This is a genomic window from Novilysobacter erysipheiresistens (assembly GCF_036663935.1).
GTDB lineage: Bacteria > Pseudomonadota > Gammaproteobacteria > Xanthomonadales > Xanthomonadaceae > Novilysobacter > Novilysobacter erysipheiresistens.
Map to the genome: position 1 here is coordinate 256,083 of NZ_JAXGFP010000006.1, position 20,598 is coordinate 276,680.

At 68.5% G+C, this 20,598-nt stretch carries 15 protein-coding genes; 8 read left to right on the top strand and 7 right to left on the bottom strand.

Annotated elements, in window-relative coordinates:
- Nucleotides 1-32: 32 nt before the first annotated feature.
- Complete coding sequence (locus SNE34_RS12675; protein ID WP_332617768.1) at nucleotides 33-2,582, bottom strand: excinuclease ABC subunit UvrA; 2,550 nt, start codon at nucleotides 2,580-2,582, stop codon at nucleotides 33-35.
- A gap of 206 nt (nucleotides 2,583-2,788) precedes the next feature.
- Between SNE34_RS12675 and SNE34_RS12680 the strand changes: the two genes are divergently transcribed.
- Genes SNE34_RS12680 through SNE34_RS12700 form a run of 5 tightly spaced genes read left to right on the top strand, consistent with a single transcriptional unit; the run spans nucleotide 2,789 to nucleotide 9,872 of the window.
- Complete coding sequence (locus SNE34_RS12680; protein WP_332617770.1) at nucleotides 2,789-4,012, top strand: efflux RND transporter periplasmic adaptor subunit; 1,224 nt, start codon at nucleotides 2,789-2,791, stop codon at nucleotides 4,010-4,012.
- Between the two features lie 12 nt (nucleotides 4,013-4,024).
- Nucleotides 4,025-7,192: an efflux RND transporter permease subunit gene (locus SNE34_RS12685; protein ID WP_332617771.1), complete on the top strand. Its 3,168-nt coding sequence runs from the start codon at nucleotides 4,025-4,027 to the stop codon at nucleotides 7,190-7,192.
- Nucleotides 7,185-8,597: an efflux transporter outer membrane subunit gene (locus SNE34_RS12690; protein ID WP_332617773.1), complete on the top strand. Its 1,413-nt coding sequence runs from the start codon at nucleotides 7,185-7,187 to the stop codon at nucleotides 8,595-8,597. The genes SNE34_RS12685 and SNE34_RS12690 overlap by 8 nt, the downstream gene beginning before the upstream one ends.
- Complete coding sequence (locus SNE34_RS12695; protein WP_332617775.1) at nucleotides 8,594-9,202, top strand: TetR/AcrR family transcriptional regulator; 609 nt, start codon at nucleotides 8,594-8,596, stop codon at nucleotides 9,200-9,202. Before SNE34_RS12690 ends, SNE34_RS12695 begins: the two co-directional genes overlap by 4 nt.
- A 16-nt stretch (nucleotides 9,203-9,218) precedes the next feature.
- The gene (locus SNE34_RS12700) at nucleotides 9,219-9,872 is read left to right on the top strand and encodes a TetR/AcrR family transcriptional regulator (RefSeq protein WP_332617776.1); all 654 of its coding nucleotides are present in this window, start codon (nucleotides 9,219-9,221) and stop codon (nucleotides 9,870-9,872) included.
- Nucleotides 9,873-9,885: 13 nt separating this feature from the next.
- On the opposite strand, the gene thpR is transcribed toward SNE34_RS12700, so the two are convergent.
- The 5 genes from thpR to SNE34_RS12725 all read right to left on the bottom strand — a co-directional run bounded on the left by thpR (nucleotide 9,886) and on the right by SNE34_RS12725 (nucleotide 15,739).
- A complete protein-coding gene (thpR, locus tag SNE34_RS12705) occupies nucleotides 9,886-10,464 on the bottom strand; it encodes an RNA 2',3'-cyclic phosphodiesterase (protein ID WP_332617778.1) in 579 nt (192 codons plus the stop codon).
- Nucleotides 10,465-10,483: 19 nt separating this feature from the next.
- A complete protein-coding gene (locus SNE34_RS12710; RefSeq protein WP_332617780.1) occupies nucleotides 10,484-12,364 on the bottom strand; it encodes an ATP-binding cassette domain-containing protein in 1,881 nt (626 codons plus the stop codon).
- A 303-nt stretch (nucleotides 12,365-12,667) separates the two neighbouring features.
- Nucleotides 12,668-13,312, bottom strand: a complete 645-nt coding sequence (locus SNE34_RS12715; RefSeq protein WP_332617782.1) for a DUF5666 domain-containing protein — start codon at nucleotides 13,310-13,312, stop codon at nucleotides 12,668-12,670.
- Nucleotides 13,313-13,498: 186 nt separating this feature from the next.
- The gene (locus SNE34_RS12720) at nucleotides 13,499-15,055 is read right to left on the bottom strand and encodes a protein adenylyltransferase SelO (RefSeq protein ID WP_332617785.1); all 1,557 of its coding nucleotides are present in this window, start codon (nucleotides 15,053-15,055) and stop codon (nucleotides 13,499-13,501) included.
- Nucleotides 15,056-15,058: 3 nt separating this feature from the next.
- The gene (locus SNE34_RS12725) at nucleotides 15,059-15,739 is read right to left on the bottom strand and encodes a glutathione S-transferase family protein (RefSeq protein WP_332617787.1); all 681 of its coding nucleotides are present in this window, start codon (nucleotides 15,737-15,739) and stop codon (nucleotides 15,059-15,061) included.
- A 125-nt stretch (nucleotides 15,740-15,864) separates the two neighbouring features.
- On the opposite strand from SNE34_RS12725, the gene SNE34_RS12730 reads away from it, so the two are divergent.
- Nucleotides 15,865-16,056 (top strand): hypothetical protein, encoded by a 192-nt coding sequence (locus tag SNE34_RS12730; RefSeq protein WP_332617789.1) that lies wholly within the window; start codon nucleotides 15,865-15,867, stop codon nucleotides 16,054-16,056.
- A 150-nt stretch (nucleotides 16,057-16,206) separates the two neighbouring features.
- A complete protein-coding gene (locus SNE34_RS12735) occupies nucleotides 16,207-18,258 on the top strand; it encodes a DEAD/DEAH box helicase (RefSeq protein ID WP_332617792.1) in 2,052 nt (683 codons plus the stop codon).
- A 94-nt stretch (nucleotides 18,259-18,352) separates the two neighbouring features.
- Here the strand turns inward: SNE34_RS12735 and SNE34_RS12740 are convergent, their stop codons facing one another.
- On the bottom strand, nucleotides 18,353-19,243 hold the full coding sequence (locus tag SNE34_RS12740; protein ID WP_332617794.1) for a pseudouridine synthase: 891 nt from the start codon (nucleotides 19,241-19,243) through the stop codon (nucleotides 18,353-18,355).
- 106 nt (nucleotides 19,244-19,349) lie between these two features.
- Between SNE34_RS12740 and SNE34_RS12745 the strand changes: the two genes are divergently transcribed.
- Nucleotides 19,350-20,375 carry a YeiH family protein gene (locus tag SNE34_RS12745; RefSeq protein WP_332617796.1) on the top strand — a complete coding sequence of 342 codons (1,026 nt, stop codon included), beginning with the start codon at nucleotides 19,350-19,352 and terminating at the stop codon, nucleotides 20,373-20,375.
- The last annotated feature ends 223 nt before the right edge of the window (nucleotides 20,376-20,598 follow it).

Here is a 20,598-nt window from a genome sequence, read left to right on the forward strand (position 1 = left end):
CGTTGTCGCGAACGCAGCTGCCCGGCCCCGACTCAAGCCGCCGGACCCAGCTCAGCGGCCAGATAACGCGCGGTGCGGCTGCGCTTCGATTTGACGATCGTTTCCGGCGTGCCCTGCGCGACCACCTGCCCGCCCTCGTCGCCCGCACCCGGGCCGATGTCGATGATCCAGTCGCCCGCGGCCGCCACGCGCATGTCGTGCTCGACCACGATCACGCTGTTGCCTGCCTGGACCAGGCCATCAAGCTGACGCATCAGCAGGTCGACGTCGGCCGGATGCAGGCCGGTGGTCGGTTCGTCGAGGATGTAGAGCGTGCCGCTGCGCTGCACCCGCTGCAGTTCGGTCGCGAGCTTGATCCGCTGCGCCTCGCCGCCCGACAGCTCGGTCGCCGGCTGGCCCAGGCGCAGGTAGCCGAGGCCGACTTCGCGCAAAGCCGCCAGCGGACGCGCGACCTGCGCGTCCTCGGCGAAAAAGTCGGCCGCGGCGTCGGCGGTCATGCCCAGCACGTCGGCGATCGTGCGCTCGCGATAGCGAATCTCCAGCGTCTTCGCGTTGTAGCGCGCGCCGTGGCAGACCGGACACGGCGCGTAAACGCTCGGCATGAACAGCAATTCGACGCTGACAAAACCCTCGCCCTCGCAGTTGTCGCAGCGGCCCTTGGCGACGTTGAACGAGAAGCGGCCGGCGTCGTAGCGCCGCTTGCGCGCTTCCGGCGTGGCGGCGAACAACTTGCGTACGTGATCGAACAGACCGGTGTAGGTCGCCAGGTTGGAACGCGGGGTGCGGCCGATCGGCTTCTGGTCGACCCGCACCAGCCGGCGCACGCGCTCCAGACCCTCGACGATGCGTCCATCCGTGGTCGATCCGGCACGCTCCGGCTCGGCGCTATCCGGCAGGTCGCCGTCGTCCGGCTCGACTGGCGGATCCTGGCCGAGGTGCTCGCCAAGCAGTTCGACCAGCACCTGGCTGACCAAGCTCGACTTGCCGGAACCGGACACGCCGGTGACGACGGTGAACACGCCCAGCGGGAACGCGACGTCGATGCCGTCGAGGTTGTTGCGGCGCACGCCTTCGAGCTTCAGCCAGCCATCGGCTTCGCGCGGCGTGCACGGCGGCAGCGGGCTGCGGTCGAACAGATAACGCGCGGTCGGCGACGCCGCGACGTTCGCCAGCCCGGCCGGCGCGCCGCTGTAGAGCACCTGCCCACCCTGCTCGCCCGCCGCCGGGCCGAGCTCGACCAGCCAGTCGGCGCGGCGGATCACGTCGGTTTCGTGCTCGACCACGAACAGCGAGTTGCCGGCGCCCTTGAGTTGCTCCAGCGCGACCAGCAGCGCCTCGGTATCGGCCGGATGCAGGCCGGCGGACGGCTCGTCGAGCACGTAGACCACGCCGAACAGGTTGGAGCGGATCTGCGTCGCCAGCCGCAGGCGCTGCAGTTCGCCGGGCGACAAGGTCGGGGTGCTGCGTTCCAGCGACAGGTAGCCCAGGCCGAGCCCGGTGATGATGTCGATCCGCGCCAGCAGGTCCTGCGCGATCCGCTGGGCGACCAGTGTCTGCTCGGGGTGCGAGTCATCACCGGCAGGTGCGCCGGCCGCGACCGGCCGCAGCAACCCGGCCAACTGCTTCAACGGCAACCGCGAAACCTCGCCGATGTCGAGCCCGGCAAACGTCACCGCCAGCGCCTCGCGCCGCAAGCGCTTGCCGTCGCACAACGGGCATTGCGTGCCGACCATGTACTGCGCGATGCGCTTCTTGATCAGCGCGCTCTGGGTATTGGCGAAGGTGTGCAGCACGTAGCGCTCGGCGCTGGTGAACGTGCCCTTGTAGCTTGGGTTGTCGCCGCGCTCCACCGCCGCGCGGGTCTGCGCCGGGGTCAGGTCGCGGTAGACCGGCACCACCGGCTGCTCGTCGGTGAACAGGATCCAGTCGCGCTGCTCCCGTGGCAGCTCGCGCCACGGGATGTCGATGTCGTAGCCGAGCGTGACCAGGATGTCGCGCTGGTTCTGCCCGTGCCAGGCCGGTGGCCACGCGGCGACCGCGCGTTCGCGGATGGTCAGCGAGTCGTCGGGCACCATCGAGCGCTCGGTGACCTCGAAGATGCTGCCCAGCCCGTGGCATTGCGGGCACGCGCCCTGCGGCGTGTTCGGCGAAAAACCATCGGCGTAGATGATCGACTGACCCGGCGGATAGCAGCCGGCGCGCGAGTACAGCATCCGCAGCGAATTGGAGACCGTGGTGACGCTGCCGACCGAGGACCGCGTGGTCGACGCGCCGCGTTGCTGTTGCAGGGCGACCGCCGGCGGCAGGCCCTCGATCGCGTCGACGTCGGGAACGCCGGCCTGATCGATCAGCCGGCGCGCATACGGCGCCACCGAGTCGAGGTAGCGCCGCTGCGCCTCGGCGTACAGGGTGCCGAACGCCAGCGACGACTTGCCCGAGCCCGACACCCCGGTGAACACCACCAGCGCCTCGCGCGGGATGTCGACATCGACGTCCTTGAGGTTGTGCTCGCGCGCGCCGCGGACCTGCACGAAGCGGCCACGGTCGTGGGGCGTGGTTTGCGGGGTGCGGCGGTCCGGCATGACGGGTCAGAGGATCAGGGGGTCGCCATGGTGGACCATGAACAGCCCCCCGGGCGAGAGCGCCCGTCTCCCGGGAGCCGCTAAACCCCCGTATTGCCGACTTTGGCGGGACGCTCCGTTGCTTTGACATAAAAAGAATGATTGTTCATTCTTTCGCGTCTGAACTGGTCCGTCCAGCCAATCCCATCCCCATCCGAGCCCTCCACATGTCCAAGACCCCTCGCCTGGTCCGCCGCTTCCGCGTGCTCGTCCTGCCGCTGGCCCTCTCCGTCGCCCTCGCCGCCTGCGGTGGCGACGAGGCCGCGCAACAGATGCCGCCCGCGCCGGTGACCGTGGTCACCCTGCAGACCCAGCCGGTGACGCTGACCCGTGAACTGCCCGGCCGCACCGCGCCGTTCCTGGTCGCGGAAGTCCGCCCGCAGGTGAACGGCATCGTCGAGCGCCAACTGTTCGATGAAGGCGGCCTGGTCGAGGCCGGACAGGCGCTCTACCAGCTGGAGGACGCCGCCTACCAGGCCGACGCCAGCAGCGCCAAGGCCGCCCTCGCCCGCGCCGAGGCGACCCTGAAGTCCGCCCAGCTGACCGCCCGCCGCTCCGCCGAGCTGGCCAAGATCGACGCGATCAGCAAGCAGGACAACGAGAACGCCATCGCCGCGCTGCGCCAAGCCGAGGCCGACGTCGGCGTCGCCCGCGCCGCGCTGCAGGGCCGCAGCGTCACCCTCGACTATGCCCGCATCAGCGCGCCGATCAGCGGCCGGATCGGCAAGTCGTCGGTCACCCGCGGCGCGCTGGTCACCGCCAACCAAGCGACGCCGCTGGCGACCATCCAGCAGACCGACCCGATGTACGTCGACCTGACCCAGTCCAGCAGCGAACTGCTGGCGCTGCGCAGGAACGTCGCCGCCGGCACCGCCGAGCAGGCCGACCTGCCGGTGCGGATCCTGCTGGAGGACGGCACCGAATACGCACACGACGGCAAGCTGGCGTTCTCCGAGATCACCGTCGACCCGTCCACCGGCAGCTACCTGCTGCGGGTCGAGGTGCCGAACCCGGACCACCTGTTGCTGCCCGGCATGTACGTGCGCGCGGTGGTGGGCTCCGCCGTCCGCCAGGACGGGTTGCTGGTCCCGCAGAAGGGCATCACCCGCGATCCCAAGGGCAACGCCACCGCGATGGTGGTCGGCAAGGACGGCAAGGTCGAGCCGCGCGCGGTCGAGGTCAGCCGCACCATCGGCGACCAGTGGCTGGTCGAGGACGGCCTGGCCGCCGGCGACAAGGTGATCGTGGAGGGCCTGCAGAAGATCCAGCCGGGCGCGCCGGTGCAGGCGACCGAGGCCGGCACTGAAGCGACCCCCGATGCAGCCGAGCCTGCCGCTGCCGCGCCCGCCGACACCGCTGTCGACACCGACGCCAACGCGTCGAAGCAATAACGGACCCCCGACATGGCACGTTTCTTCATCGACCGACCGATCTTCGCGTGGGTCATCGCGATCATCATCATGCTCGCCGGCGCACTGGCGATCTTCACCTTGCCGATCTCGATGTATCCGACCATCGCGCCGCCGACGGTCGCGATCAACGCGGTGTATCCAGGCGCGTCCGCCAAGGCCGTGCAGGACTCGGTGACCCAGATCATCGAGCAGAACATGAAGGGCCTCGACGGCCTGCTGTACTTCTCTTCCACCAGTGAAGGCAACGGCCGCGCCGCGATCACCCTGACCTTCGCCAACGGCACCGACCCCGACACCGCGCAGGTGCAGGTGCAGAACAAGCTGCAGTCGGCGATGCCGCTGCTGCCGCAGGAAGTGCAGCGGCAGGGCGTCAACGTCAGCAAGTCCGCCAGCGGCTTCCTGCAGGTTATCGGCTTCGTGTCCGAGGACGGCAGCATGGCCAAGGACGACATCTCCGACTATGTTGGCGCCAACCTGGTCGACCCGCTCAGCCGGGTCCCGGGCGTCGGCAACCTGCAGGTGTTCGGCGCCAAGTACGCGATGCGGATCTGGCTCGACCCCAACAAGCTCGACACCTACCGCCTCACCCCTGGCGACATCACCGCCGCGATCCAGGCCCAGAACGCGCAGGTCGCGGTCGGCGCGCTGGGTGCGGCACCGTCGATCGAAGGCCAGCAGATCAACGCCTCGATCACCGCGCAGTCGCGCCTGCAGACGCCCGAACAGTTCCGCGACATCGTCGTGCGGGCCAATCCGGATGGCTCGGTGCTCAAGCTCGGCGACGTCGCCCGGGTCGAGATGGGCGCGGAGAACTACGAGTTCATCACCCGCTACAACGGCCAACCCGCCACCGGCATCGCGATCTCGCTGGCGACCGGCGCCAACGCGCTGGACACCGCCGCCGGGGTCAAGGCGACCCTCGACGAGATGGCGCCGTTCTTCCCGCCGGGGCTGAAGGCGGTGCTGCCGTTCGACACCACCCCGTTCGTGCAGGTCTCGATCAAGGGCGTGATCGTGACCCTGCTCGAGGCGATCGTGCTGGTGTTCCTGGTGATGTACCTGTTCCTGCAGAACTTCCGCGCGACGCTGATCCCGACGATCGCGGTCCCGGTGGTGCTGCTGGGGACGTTCGGCGTGCTCGCCGCGCTGGGCTTCTCGATCAACATGCTGACGATGTTCGCGATGGTGCTGGCGATCGGCCTGCTGGTCGACGACGCCATCGTGGTGGTCGAGAACGTCGAACGCATCATGACCGAGGAAGGCCTGTCCCCGCTCGAGGCCACCCGCAAGTCGATGGACCAGATCACCGGCGCGCTGGTCGGCATCGGGCTGGTGCTGTCGGCGGTGTTCGTGCCGATGGCGTTCATGACCGGCTCGACCGGTGTCATCTACCGGCAGTTCTCGGCGACGATCGTCTCGGCGATGGCGCTGTCGGTGCTGGTCGCGATCGTGCTGACCCCGGCACTGTGCGCGACCATGCTCAAGCCGCTGAAGAAGGGCGAGCACCACGACAGCGGCAAGGGCCGGCTGGCGCGCTTCTTCCACTGGTTCAACCAGAAGTTCGACGACGGCAGCAGCAAGTACCGGCGCGGCGTGCGCGGCATGATCGGCCGGCCGAAGCGCTCCATGGCCATTTTCGGCGCGCTGGTGGTGGTGATGGGCGTGATGTTCTTCCGCCTGCCCAGCTCGTTCCTGCCGGCCGAGGACCAGGGCGTACTGTTCGCCCAGGTGCTGGCGCCGGTCGGGGCCACCCAGGAACGCACGATGGAGTCGATCAAGAAGGTCGAGGACTACTTCCTGGAGCAGGAAAAAGACGTCGTCGAATCGGTCTTCAGCGTGCAGGGCTTCAGCTTCGGCGGCTCCGGCCAGAACAACGGCATGGCGTTCGTCAAGCTGCACGACTGGAGCGAGCGCGAGTCGGAGGAGCAAAGCGTTGGCGCGCTTGCCGGCCGCGCGATGGCAGGGTTGAGCCAGATCAAGGACGCGCTGGCGTTCGCGTTCGCGCCGCCGGCGATGCCGGAACTGGGCACCGCGGCCGGTTTCACCTTCTACCTGACCGACAACGCCGGCCTCGGCCACGAGGCGCTGCTGGCGGCGCGCAACCAGTTCCTCGGCGCCGCGGCGCAGAACGAGATGCTGGCCAACGTGCGTCCCAACGGCCAGGAGGACACGCCGCAGTTCAAGCTCGACATCGATACCGAGAAGGCCAGCGCGCTGGGCCTGTCGATCGCCGCGATCAACTCGACGCTGACGGCGGCCTGGGGCGGGCAGTACATCGACGACTTCATCGACCGCGGCCGGGTCAAGCGGGTGATGCTGCAGGCCGATGCGCCGTTTCGGATGGTGCCGGAGGACTTCAACCTGTGGTCGGTACGCAACGATCAGGGCGAGATGGTGCCGTTCAGCGCGTTCGCCAGCTCGCACTGGGAGTACGGCCCGGTCCGGCTGGAGCGCTACAACGGCGTGCCGGCGATGCAGATCCAGGGCGAGAGCGCCGCTGACGTGAGTTCGGGCGACGCGATGCTCGAGGTCGAGCGGATGGTGTCGGAGCTGCCGACCGGCATCGGCATCGAATGGACCGGCTTGTCCTACCAGGAGCGTCAGGCCGGCGCGCAGACACCGCTGCTGTACACGCTGTCGCTGCTGATCGTGTTCCTGTGCCTGGCCGCGCTGTACGAAAGCTGGACGATTCCGACCGCAGTGCTGATGGTGGCGCCGCTGGGCATCCTCGGCGCGGTGCTGGCCAACAGCCTGCGCGGCATGGAACGCGACGTCTATTTCCAGGTCGCGATGCTGACCACGGTCGGTCTTACCAGCAAGAACGCGATCATGATCATCGCCTTCGCCAAGGACTACATGGCCGAGGGCATGGAGCTGGTGCAGGCGACCATGCAGGCCGTACGCGACCGCCTGCGGCCGATCCTGATGACCTCGCTCGCGTTCGGCATGGGCGTGCTGCCGCTGGCGATCGCGTCCGGTGCCGGTTCCGGCGCGCAGCGCGCGATCGGCACAGGAGTGCTCGGCGGCATGATCGCCGGCGCCCTGCTCGGCCTGTTCTTCATCCCGTTGTTCTTCGTGGTCGTGCAGCGCCTGTTCGGCAAGCGCGAAGCGACCGCACCGGCCCTCGATGCGCCGGCAGGAGGTTCCACCCATGACTAAGCCACTGATGACCTCGCTGGCGCTGGCGACAATCCTGTTCGTCGCTGGTTGCGCCACCCTGCAACCGCCGGTGCCCGAAGCCGTGCCGTCGATCCCGGCCGAATGGCCGCTGCCGGCAACAACCCTGCCTGCTGCGCCCGATGGCGCCACCGCGCGCGCCGCCGACATCGGCTGGCGCGACTTCTTCGCCGACCCGCGGCTGGACCAGCTGGTCGAGCAGGCGCTCGACAACAACCGCGACCTGCGGGTGGCGATGCTCAATGTCGAACGCGCCCGCGCGCAGTACCGGATCCAGCGAGCCGACCGCCTGCCGTCGCTCGGCGCCGAAGCCAGCATGACCCGCAGCGGCGGCGACAATCTGGATGTCTCGGAGAGCTACACGGCCAGCGCCGGTATAGCCGGCTTCGAGCTGGACCTGTTCGGGCGCGTCCACAACCTGAGCCAAGCCGCGCTGCAGCAGTACCTCGCGACCGAGGAGGCACGCACCAGCGCGCAACTGGCGCTGATCGCCGAGGTCGCCAACACCTGGCTGACGCTGGCCGCCGATCGCGAGCTGCTGTCGATCGCGCGCGACACCCTGGCCAGCCACGAAGCCTCGTTCACGCTGACCGAGCAACGCCACGCGCTCGGCGCGGTGTCCGGGCTGGACGTCAGCCAGGCCCGCACCGTGGTCGAGACCGCGCGCTCGGACGTGGCCCGTTTCGAGGGCCAGGTCGCGCAGGATCGCAACGCACTGGCGTTGCTGGTCGGTGGCGAGGTCGAGCCGTCGCTGCTGCCGGACGCGTTCACCCCCGAGGTCAGCGGCCTGACCGCCCTGCCCGCCGGGCTGCCGTCGGAAGTGCTGCTGCGCCGGCCCGACGTGCTCGCCGCCGAGCACCAGCTGCGCGCCGCCACCGCCAACATCGGCGCCGCCCGCGCGGCGTTCTTCCCGTCGATCACCCTCACCGGCAGCATCGGCAGCACCAGCGACGAGCTGTCGGGGCTGTTCAACGGTGGCAACGGCGTCTGGAGCTTTATCCCGCGGGTCAACATCCCGATCTTCCAGGGCGGCCGCCTGAGCGCGGCACTGGGGATGGCCACCGCCGACCGCGACATCGCCCTGGCGCAATACGAGAAAGCGATCCAGTCCGGCTTCCGCGAGGTGTCCGACGCCCTAGTGCTGTCGCGCACGCTGGCCGAGCAACGCGCCGCGCAGGAGGCTCTGGTCGCCGCGGCGACCCGCGCACACGAACTGTCGCAAGCGCGCTACGACGCCGGCCAGGACAGCTATCTGGTGCTGCTGGACGCCCAGCGCACCCTGTACGCCGCGCGCCAGTCGCTGGTGGCCACCCAACTGGCCGAACAAGCCAACCGGGTTACCTTGTACAAGGTACTGGGCGGAGGCTGGAACGAGACAGGAACATGAGCACGAAGCAGGAATCGACCAAGGCGCAGGAGCGCGCCGAAATGCAGCGCCACCGCATCCTCGACGCGGCTCAGCAATGCTTCATCGCGCACGGCTTCCACGCCGCCAGCATGGCCAGCATCGCCGACACCGCGGGCATGAGCGCCGGGCTGATCTACCGTTACTTCGAAAACAAGAACGCGATCGTCCTGGCGATCGTCGACCGTCAGCTGCAGTTGCTGCGCGAAAACATTCGGCTCAACCGCCGGGTCGACCTGGCGGCCGAATGGACGCAGAACTATGGCCGCTCGTGCGCCGCCGAGGCCAAGGGCATGAACGCGGCACTACTGTTGGAGATGTCCGCTGAGGCCACCCGCGACCCGCAGATCGCGGCCGCGCTGGACCACTACGACACCACCCTCCGCGCCGCCCTGGTCGACTGGCTGACCGGCGACCCGCAAGCCGGCGGCCACGGCCTGCCCGCCGCCATCGCGCCCTACCGCGCGCTGCTGCTGCAATGCCTGTTCGAAGGCCTGAAGCTGCGCGAGACCCGCGAGCCAGACCTCGACCGTGCCCTGCTGTCGTCGGCATTGCACGAGTTCATTCCGATGCTGTTGAAGCCCTAGCCGGAGGACCCGCGCAGTGAAGCCGGACCAGCCGCCACGCATCTCCGGGGACGTCCGACGGGGCCGCCCCAGCGACCCCGGCAAACACGACGCCATCCTCGACAATGCCCGCCGCATGTTCACCCGGCTTGGCTTCGACCGCACCAGCATGGACGAACTCGCCCAGCACGCCGGCGTTTCCAAGGCGACGATCTACAACCACTTCGACAGCAAGGAGGCTTTGTTCGACGCCACCTTCGAACGGCTGCTGCAGGCGTTGCCGCCCCCCGCCGAACTGATCGGCGGGCCGCAGGGAGAGTTGTCCGAGCGCCTGCACGCGATCGGCTGCGCGCTCTACCGGCTCGCGACCAGCCCGTTGATGGTCGACATCCAGCGCATGCTGATCCTCGCCCACGACACCCGGTCGTCCGGCGAACGCTCGTTCTGGCAGCAGTCCATCGCCCCGTACCAGCATGCGTTCTCGGAGTTGCTGCGCGCGCAGGCCGGCGGCGACCAACTCGCCATCGACGACTTCGAACGCGCGACCTCTCAGTTCTTCAGTCTCGCCGCCAGCGAACCCTTCATCCGCCTGCTGATGGGCGATAGCGGTGAGCCCGAAAAGGCCACCGCGCATGTCGATGCCGCGGTACGGGCGTTCCTGCGTGCGTATGCGGGTCGTGGCCGCGACTGATCGGTCTGCGCAATCACCGCAACGGCCAGCGGCCGACTTCGGTGTAGGCGTTACGCGCGCCCAGTTCGCTGTGGATCAGCACGAAAGAATCGACCGGCCAGTCCAGCGGCGGGATCGGAGTCACCGGCAGCGGCTGGCGCGCGTCGCGCAGGATGGTCACGTGCGGCACCAGCGCCTTGTCCGATCGCACCCGGACGCCGGCCCGGGCCAGCGCGACACCGAGCGAATCCCAGAGTTGCCGCAGACCTTCGGGCCGAGTTTCGCAACCCAACCACCACGGGATCGAACGGTTGCGGAAGCTGCCGGCGCGGTCGATCACCAGCTCGAATGGCGCGAGCTTTACCGACGCCGCGGCGGCCCTGGCCTGCTCGACCAGCGACGGCGGCAGTTCCGCGTAGTCGCCGAGGAACTGCAGGGTCAGGTGGTAGCGATGCGGACCGATCCGGCGCCCGCCGGCGTCGTGCTGCTGCAACAGTTGCGAGGTCGCCTCGCCGATGCCCTGGCGAAGTTCGTCGCCCGGCCACAGGGCGAAGAACAGCCGATGGATGCTGCTGGCGGGTGCGGCGAATCCTGCGAGGTCGGGCTGCTGCATCGGCGCTGTCCGTGACGCGCTATTCCAGCTCGGACCAGCGCGCGTAGGCGCGGTCCAGCTCCGCCTGCACCTCGGCCATCGCGGCGTTGTGCGCGGCGATACCGTCCGCACCGCGCTGGTAGAACGCCGGATCGTTCATCTCGGCCGTCATCGCCGCGACCTTGGCCTCCAGCTCCTCGATCCGCTGCGGCAACTGCTCCAGCTCGCGCGCCTCCTTGTAGCTGAGCTTGCGCTTCGGGGTCGACGGCGTGGTGACCGCGGCGGCGAGCGGCGATACCGGCATTGACGCCGACTTGGTCGAGGCCGGCGCGGTGAACTCGACCCGCCGCTGGCGCAACCAGTCGCTGTAGCCACCGACGTATTCGCCGACGCGGCCGTTGCCCTCCATCACCAGGGTTGAAGTCACCACGTTGTCGAGGAAGTCGCGGTCATGGCTGACCAGCAGCAGCGTGCCGGGGTAGTCGCCAAGCAGCTCTTCCAGCAATTCCAGGGTTTCGACGTCGAGGTCGTTGGTCGGCTCGTCCATCACCAGCAGGTTGGATGGCTGCGCGAACAGCTTGGCCAGCAGCAGCCGGTTGCGCTCGCCGCCCGACAGCCGGGTGATCGGCGCGCGGGCGCGCTCGGGGGTGAACAGGAAATCCTGCAGGTACCCGATCACGTGCTTCTGCTTGCCGCCGACCTCGACGAACTCGCGACCTTCCGACACATTTTCCAGCGCGCTCCAATCCTCGCGCAAGGTCGCGCGGTACTGGTCGAAATAGGCGACCTGCAGGTTGCTGCCGAGTTTCACTTCGCCGGACGTCGGCGCCAGTTCGCCGAGCAGGGTCTTGAGCAGCGTGGTCTTGCCGCTGCCGTTGGGGCCGATCAGGCCGATCCGGTCGCCGCGGAAGACAATCGTCGAGACATCGTCGAGCAGCGGCTTGCCGCCGTAGTCGAACGACACGTGCTTGGCCTCGATCACCTTCTTGCCCGAGTTCTCGGCCTGGGCGAACTCCATCTTGACGTTGCCGGTCAGGTCGCGGCGTTGCGAGCGCTCGTTGCGCATCGCCTTGAGCCGGCGCACGCGGCCCTCGTCGCGGGTGCGGCGGGCCTTGATGCCCTGGCGGATCCAGATCTCCTCCTGCGCCAACATCTTGTCGAAGCGCGCATTCTCCTGCGCCTCGGCGTTCAATCGCTCCTCGCGGCGGCGCTCGTAGTTGGCCCAGTCGCCGGGCCAGCTGGTCAGCTGGCCGCGGTCGATTTCGACGATCCGCGTCGCCAGCGCGCGCAGGAACCGCCGGTCATGGGTGACGAAGATCAGCGCGCCCTGCCACGACTTGAGGAAGCCTTCGAGCCAGTCGATCGACTCGATGTCGAGGTGGTTGGTCGGCTCGTCGAGCAGCAGCAGGTCCGGCGCGGACACCAGCGCGCGGGCCAGCAGCACGCGGCGCTTCATGCCGCCGGACAGGCCAGAGAACGGCGCATCGCCGTCGAGGCCGAGCTTGTCGAGGGTCTCGACAACGCGCTGGTCCGCGCTCCAGCCCTGGGCGGCGTCGATCTTGGCCTGCACCGCCGACATCGCATCGGCATCGAACTCGTCGGCGTGGCTGAGGTGGTGGAACTCGGCAAGCCATTTGCCGAGTTCGCCCATGCCGTCCGCGACGACGTCGAACACGTCGCCGTCGGCACCGGCCGGGACTTCCTGCTCAAGCCGGGCGATCCGCGCCCCGCCCTCGCGGCGGATCTCGCCGTCATCGGCGTGGATGTCGCCCGACAGCAGCTTCAAAAGGGTGGACTTGCCGGCGCCGTTGCGACCGATCAGGGCGACACGCTCGCCCGGTTCGACCGAAAAATCGACGCTTTCAAGCAGCAGGGGGCCGCCGACGCTGTAGTCGACGCTGTTCAGGGTAATCAGGGGCATCCGCCCATTCTACGTGGCCGGCGCTCCAATCACCGGCGGCGAGCGCATACTCCGGCCACGCCCGCGGCGTTCGCTGGCCACAGACAAGGGTAAGGCGCATGAGCAAGGGTATGGACCAAAAGAAAAACGAGAAGAAGAAGCCGGCCAAGTCCATGAAGGAAAAGAAGGCCGAGAAGCGCGACAAGAAGGCCGGCAAGGCGTTCGCCCCGACCTGAGGCGCCTTGGAACCGGCCTGCATGGCTGTTGTAGGAGCGGCTTCAGCCGCGATCCGGCAATCATCCGCCCGCGCCGTCCCCGGCGGGATCAGTACTCCCGGACGCTGCGTTCGACCCGTATCCGCTCGGCCAGCCGATCGTCACCCCAAGGCCGAGCCTGGATGCTCACCACGTCGCCCGGTTCCAGTTGTTCCGGGCGGACCCGCCGGCCGCGGTACTCGACTACGGTGCGATGGTCGTAGCGGACCTGCTCTCGCCGCCCGCTGTAGCCGCCGCGGGTGATGCCGATGACCTGCGCCCGCGGGTCGACGAAGCTGACCGCGCCGCGCAAATCGCCGCCGCCGTAATAGCCGCCGTCGCGAACGTTGTGCACGACCTCGATCTGCCGCGCCCACAGCTCGCCGTTCGAGCGCACCACGTCGACGCTGATGCCATCGCCGCGCTCCAGCCCGGCGACCGCCTGCTGCCGGCCCTGGTAGAACAGCCGGGTATTGCGGTCGAAGCGCAGCGCGACGCGCGAGCCGCGGTTGCCGTAGCGGTTGTCGGTGCTCAGCATGATCCGGCCGTAGCGCGGGTCGATATCTTCCACCGTGCCGGACACGCGCTGGTTGCCGTAGCCGGTGGCGCAGCCGGCCAGCAGCAGCGCCGCGAAGGCCAGCGCGATCCAGCGCAGCGATGTGCGCGATGCGAAGGCATGCAGGATGCGGGACGAGGCGAGCCGGTTCGGGGTCATGGGATGCTCCGGGGAGTGCGGTGAAAACCACCTTCGTCCCTGCTGGGTGAACAGGCGGTTTATCGAGTCATCACTGCCTTAACGAAGCCGGACTCGCTGTAGGAGCGACGTGAGTCGCGACCCGCCGAACGTTGGAGACGATGTACAGGTCGCGACTCACGTCGCTCCTACATCGGTTCCGCGCTTTCAGGAACTGCACGACAGCATCGAGCATCCCGCCTTGTGCCGCGCCCAGTCCGGCCGCTTGCGCGCGAACGCTTCCCGCCCCGGCTGCTCGTCGTACGGCCGGCGCATGACATCCAGCAACTCCATCACGCAATCCGCATCGCCCTGCCCGGCCCGGTCGATCGCCTGCTGGGTGAGATAGTTGCGCAGCACGTAACGCGGGTTGGCAGCGTCCATGCGCTGGCGACGCGCGGCGGCGTCGAGCGAGTCATCGCGCAGGCGCACGGCGTAACGCCCCAGCCAGTCGTCGAGCGTGGGAACCGCGGCCTCGTGCTTGTCCTCGTCATAGAACGCCTCGGCAAACAGATCGCGCGACGGCGCCGCCGGATCGACCTCCGCCAAGGCGCGGAAAAACAACGTCATGTCGACCTCGGCATCGCGCAGCAAGTCCTGCAGCGATTGCATCAGCTCGACATCGTCGTCGCGGCATTCGGCCAACCCGAGCTTGCGCGCGGTGTTGTCGCGATCGACCGCGGTGTAGGTGTCGATGAATCGCTGCAACCCCGCCTGCAGCGGTTCGACGCCGTCGAACAATGGCGACAGCGCGCCGGCGAGGCGACCCAGGTTCCAGTACGCCACCGCCGGTTGCTGGCCGAAGCGGTAGCGGCGGTTCTGGCGGTCAGTGGTGTTGGGCGTCCAGTCGGGGTCGTAGTTATCGATCCAGCCGTACGGGCCGTAATCGATAGTCAGCCCGAGGATCGACATGTTGTCGGTGTTCATCACCCCGTGGACGAAGCCGACCCGCATCCAGTGGCCGATCATCACCGCGGTGCGCGCGCAAACTTCGCCGAACCACGCCGCGACCAGCACCTCGCCGTCGCCGCGCAGGTGCGGAAAATCGCGGCGGATGCAGAAGTCGACCAGTTGCTTCAGCAAGGCGGTATTGCCACGCGACGCCGGCAGCTCGAAGTTGCCGAAACGCAGGAACGACGGCGCCATCCGGCACACGATCGCGCCGGGCTCGGGCCGCGCGTTGCCGTCGTAGAACATGTCGCGCACGACCTGCTCGCCGGTGCCGACCAGGCTCAATGCGCGCGTCGTCGGGATGCCCAGGTGGTGCATTGCCTCGCTGCACAGGAACTCGCGGATCGACGAGCGCAGCACCGCGCGACCGTCGGCGGTACGCGAATACGGGGTTGGCCCGGCGCCCTTGAGTTGCAGCTCCCAGCGCTCGCCGGCGGCATTGACGGCCTCGCCGAGGGTGATCGCGCGGCCGTCGCCGAGCTGTCCGGCCCAGTGACCGAACTGATGGCCGCCGTAGTTGGCCGCGAACGGCTGCATCCCCGGCAACAACTCGTTGCCGCCGAATACCCTGGCGAACCGTGGCGAAGCGACATCGTCCGCATCCAGCCCCAATTGCGCCGCCATTTCGGCCGACCACGCCAACAGCTCAGGGTTCGGCACCGGCGTCGGTTCCACCGCCGACCACAGCGCGCCCTCGACCTGCCGCACCCGCGGCCCGGCTTCCGGGTCGCCCGGCAATTCGCGCACGAACGCGTTGTCGAAATCGAATTTCATCGGCTATTGCAACGGCTCCAGCGCACCACCCCGCTCCACCGCGCGCTGGTAGCCCGGTCGCTCGCGGATGCGCTGCAGGAAGCGCTGCAGGTTCGGATAGCCGCCGGCGCCGCTGCGCGCGGTGGCCGCCTCGACCGGGAAACTCATCTGGATATCGGCGGCGCTGAAGCGCTCGCCGGCAAACCACGGGTGCTTTCCCAACTCGGCCTCGATGTAGTCCATGTGCAGCTTGATCTGCGGCCGCACGAACGCCTTCAACGTCTTGTCGGCGATCCCGCGGGCAATGGGCTTGGCGAAGAACGGCATCGGCGCCTGCCTGATCCGCGAGAACACCAGGCTCAGCAACAGCGGCGGCATCAGCGAGCCTTCGGCGTAGTGCAGCCACTGGCGGTAGCGCAGGCGCTCAGGATCGTCCGCCGGACCCGGCGGCGGCGACAGGCGATGGGCCTGGTCGTGCTTCTCGGCCAGGTATTCGATGATCGCGCCGGATTCGGCCAGCACCAGGCCCTCCTCCTCCAGCACCGGCGACTTGCCCAGCGGATGCACCTGCCGCAGCTCCGGCGGCGCCAGCATCGTCGCCGGGTCGCGTCGGTACCGCACCACCTCGTATTGCAGCCCCAGCTCCTCCAGCAGCCACAGCACACGCTGGGAACGCGAGTTTTCGAGATGGTGGACCTTGATCATGTAGCGCGCTCGATGCCTGGAATCCTGCCATCGTAAACACTCCGGGCTTCGCCGCCGGTGAGCGTCGCCGGTGAAATAACGCCGCATGGCCTAGACTGGTCGCAATCAAATAGCAGGAGCCGCCCATGGCAAAGCCGAATTACTCGTTCGAAAAGCGCCAGCGCGAGATCGCCAAGAAGAAGAAGAAGGAAGAAAAGCTGGCCAAGAAGCAGAGCTCCAGGCCTGACTCCGACGCCGGCGAATCCAGCGCGCCCGACGAGGCGGCTACGACCCCGACCGACACCGGCAGCGGCAGCGGCAGCGGCACGGTGCAGTAGCACGCCACGCAGCGGGTCGCCCGCCGACTCGCACCGCCGGGTCGGCCCGGCAGCAGGTCCGTGATCGTCCCAAATCACGCAGGCAAGCGCTCTCCCGGCTAAACTATGCGGTCTTCCCGACCGGCCCCGCCGGCGCCAACGAGACCTGCGATGAGCGCCGAGACGCCCGCTTCACCCCAATCCCCCGACGCCCCGTCGATCAAGTTCACCGATCTGGCCCTGCCCGAGCCGTTGCTGCGGGCGCTGGCCGATGTCGGCTACGAGTCGCCCTCGCCGATCCAGGCGGCGACCATCCCGCCGCTGCTGGCCGGCCGCGACATGATCGGCCAGGCCCAGACCGGCACCGGCAAGACCGCCGCGTTCGCGCTGCCGATCCTCGCGCAGATCGATCCGGCACAACGCAAGCCGCAGGCGCTGGTGCTCGCGCCGACCCGCGAGCTGGCGATCCAGGTCGCCGAGGCGTTCCAGAAATACGCCACCCACCTGCCCGGTTTCCACGTGCTGCCAATCTACGGCGGCCAGAGCTACTACCCGCAGTTGCAGGCGCTCAAGCGTGGCGTGCAGGTGGTGGTCGGCACCCCCGGGCGCGTCATCGACCATCTGGATCGCGGATCGCTGGACCTGTCCGAACTGCGCTGCCTGGTACTCGACGAAGCCGACGAGATGCTGCGGATGGGCTTCATCGACGATGTCGAGGCGGTGCTCAAGAAAACCCCGGAGACCCGCCAGGTCGCGCTGTTCTCGGCGACCATGCCGCAGCAGATCAGGCGCATCGCCCAGACCTACCTGAAGGAGCCGGTCGAGGTCGCGATCAAGAACAAGACCAGCACTGCCGCCAACATCCGCCAGCGCTACTGGGCGGTCAGCGGGGTGCAGAAGCTCGACGCGCTGACCCGGATCCTCGAGGCCGAGCCGTTCGACGCGATGATCGTGTTCGCCCGCACCAAGCTCGGCACCGACGAGCTGGCCGGCAAGCTCGCCGCGCGCGGCATCTCGGCGGCGGCGATCAACGGCGACGTGCAGCAGGCGCAGCGCGAGAAGACCATCCAGCAGCTCAAGGACGGCCGGATCGACGTGCTGGTGGCGACCGACGTCGCCGCGCGCGGGCTCGACGTCGACCGCATCAGCCACGTGCTGAACTACGACATCCCCTACGACACCGAGAGCTACGTCCACCGCATCGGCCGCACCGGCCGCGCAGGGCGCAAGGGCGAGGCGATCCTGTTCGTCGCCCCGCGCGAGCGCGGCATGCTGCGCGCGATCGAGCGCGCGACCCGGCAGCCGATCGAGCAGATGGAGCTGCCCTCCATCGAGACCGTCAACGAGCAGCGCGTGTCGAAGTTCCTCGGCCGCATCGGCGATGCGCTGCAGGGCGACGACCTCAGCCTGTTCCGCGACCTGGTCGAACGCTACGAGCGCGAACAGAACGTGCCCGCGGTGGAGATCGCCGCGGCGCTGGCCAAGCTGGTGCAGGGCGACAACCCGCTGCTGCTGGCGGCGCCGGCACGGCCGTCGTTCAACAAGTACGAGCGCGAAACCGGACCGCGCGATGCTGGCCATCGCGGCCAGCCGCCGCGCCCGCCGCGGCAGCAACGTCCGGACCGCGACGCTCCGCCCGCGCGCGAACCGCGCAGCTTCGACGAACGCCACGCGACCCCGCGCCATGCCGACCGGCAATTCACCCCGCCGGTGCACACCCCGTCCGCGCCGCCGGCCCCACGCGGCCACAACGCCGCCGAGTCGATGTTCGAGGACGAGGCGCCGCAGCGCCGCGCCCCCGAGCGCAAGCCGCCGCGCAGCGACGCGCCGCCCGCCGGCGACGTCGGGATGGAGACCTTCCGCATCGAGGTCGGCCACAGCCACGGCGTGCAGCCGGGCAACATCGTCGGCGCGATCGCCAACGAGGCCGACCTGGAAAGCCGCTACATCGGCCGCATCGACATCCGCGACGACTACAGCCTGGTCGACCTGCCCGAAGGCATGCCGCGCGAGCTGATGGAGCACCTCAAGCGCGTCTACGTCGCCGGCCAGCCGCTGCGCATCCGCCATGCCGAAGCCGGCGACACCGCCGGTGGCCGCAGCGGCCCGCGCGCCAACGTCGCCGCCCGCGCGCCCGGCCCCGGTCCACGCGGCCCACGCCCGCCGCACGCCGGCAAGAAGCCCCACGGCAGCGGCCCGCGCAAACCATTCAAACCGCGCTAACCCGCCAAACGCCGCTCCCCCTGTAGGAGCGGCTTTAGCCGCGAACCAGAGCCGGCACGAGCGACCAACTCCCGGATCGCGGCTAAAGCCGCTCCTACAAAGGATCGGCCAGAAGACCGGTCACCAGCCGCCGCTCGCTCTCGAACTCCCGCAGCTCCCCACTCAACGGATCGACAAACCGCAGCGACCGCGCCAACAGCTGCAGCGGCCGCCCGTAATCCTCCACGCCCTGCTCCCGCAGCACCGGATAAAACGGGTCACCGACGATCGGCGCCCCCAGCGCCGCCATGTGCACCCGCAGCTGGTGCTTCTTTCCCGTCACCGGTTGCAGCCCGTAGCGCCACAGCACCTCCCCACGCTCGATCACCTCGATCCGGCTCTCGCTGTTGGCCTCCCCCTCGACCTCCACCATCCGGAAGAACGGCTCGCCCCGCACCAGCCGGCTGCGCCGCACCCACGGAAACTCCAACCCTGGCAGCGGCGCCGCCACCGCCTCGTAGCGCTTCTCGATCCGCCCCTCGCGAAACAGCGCCTGGTACCGCGCCCGCGATTCCGGATTGGCCGAAAACATCACCAGCCCCGCGGTGCCGCGATCGATCCGGTGCAACGGCACCAGCGCGGAATTGCCGAGCCGCGCCACCAACCGCGCCAGCACCGTCTCGTCGACAAAACCGCCGGCCGGCGTCACCGGCAGGAAGTGCGGCTTGTCGACCACCACCAAGTGCTCGTCGACGTGCAGCACCGACATCTCGAACGGGACGACCGACTCGTCGCGGACCTCGCGGAAGTAGCGGATTTCCATCCCCACCCGATAGGTCGCATCGGCGGCGACTGGCTCACCGCGGGCGTCGAGCACGCGCCCGCGGGCGAACCGGTCCAGCCAGGTCGTCCGGTCGATCGCCGGGAACCGCGCGCACAGTCCATCGAGCAGCGTCGTCCACGCACCCGGTGGCAACTGCAGGCGACTCCAGGGTGTGGATTTCATCGCAATCACGCCTTTCGATATTACCGTTGGGCATTTTCAAATATCCTTGGGTTATCTGCACCCGAACGCCTGCGCGAAATTCGCCGTCTTCCGGCTATTGCACCTGATGCCCGCCACCTCCGACACCGTCGACATCACCGATACGTATTCCTCCCTCTGGCCTGGCCTGCTGCTGTCGGCGGGCATCGCCAGCGTCGCCTTCGGTCTCGGACAGTGGCTGCCGCTGGTGGGCGGCCCGGTGTTCGGCATCGTGCTGGGCGTGGTCGTGCGCAACCTGATGGCGCCGCCCGCGGCCTGCCAGCCGGGCATCCGCTTCGCCGGCAAGCAGATCCTGCAGTGGTCGATCGTCGCCCTCGGCCTCGGCCTGAGCCTGACCCAGGTCGCGCGGACCGGGATGGACTCGCTCGCCGTGACCCTGGTGAGCGTGGCCGCCGCCTTCGTGGCAGCGTTGCTGCTTGGCCGCCTGCTCGGCATCCCGCCCAGACTGAAGGTACTGATCGGCGCCGGCACCGCGATCTGCGGCGGTTCGGCGATCGCCGCGGTGACCCCGATCATCAAGGCCGACGAACACGAGACCGCGTTCGCGATCTCCACCATCTTCCTGTTCAACCTGGTCGCGGTGCTGGTGTTCCCCGCGCTCGGCCACCTGATGGGCATGAGCCCGGAAGGCTTCGGACTGTGGGCCGGCACCGCGATCAACGACACCTCGTCGGTGGTCGCCGCCGGCTACGCCTACGGGCAGGAAGCCGGCGACCACGCCACCATCGTCAAGCTGACCCGCGCCACGTTGATCATCCCGATGTGCCTGGTGATGGCCGCGATCGAAGCATGGCGGCACAAGAAGCACGGCGGCGGCGATTTCAGCCTGTGGCGCGTGGTGCCGTGGTTCATCCTGTGGTTCGTGGTCGCCTCGGCGGTGAGCACCGCCGGACTGATCCCCGACGGGTGGCAGCCGGCGATTCGGCTCGGCGCCAAGTTGCTGATCATCGTTGCGTTGACCGCGATCGGATTGTCGGCGGACCTGCGGCGGATGGCGGCGACCGGTTTCCGGCCGATCGCGCTGGGGCTGGGGGTGTGGGCTGCGGTGGCGCTGTCGAGCTTGGCGGTGCAGTACGCGACGGGACAAGTGTAAAAACTGCGAATTTACGGTGATAACTGATAACACGGCGTTCCTGCGGTATTTCGCGTGCCGCCTGCGGTGCTCCGCGCTGGCGAGGGCTGCAAGGCATTGAATTGCTGTAAGGTTCTACGGAGGCTCGGGGAAATCTTGCCGATTGTTATCTATTAGCGCCCCAAGTTTTGAAGTTACAAGGCGTTAGCTTGCAATGACAGATCAGTTGCCACTCGCCAGTAAA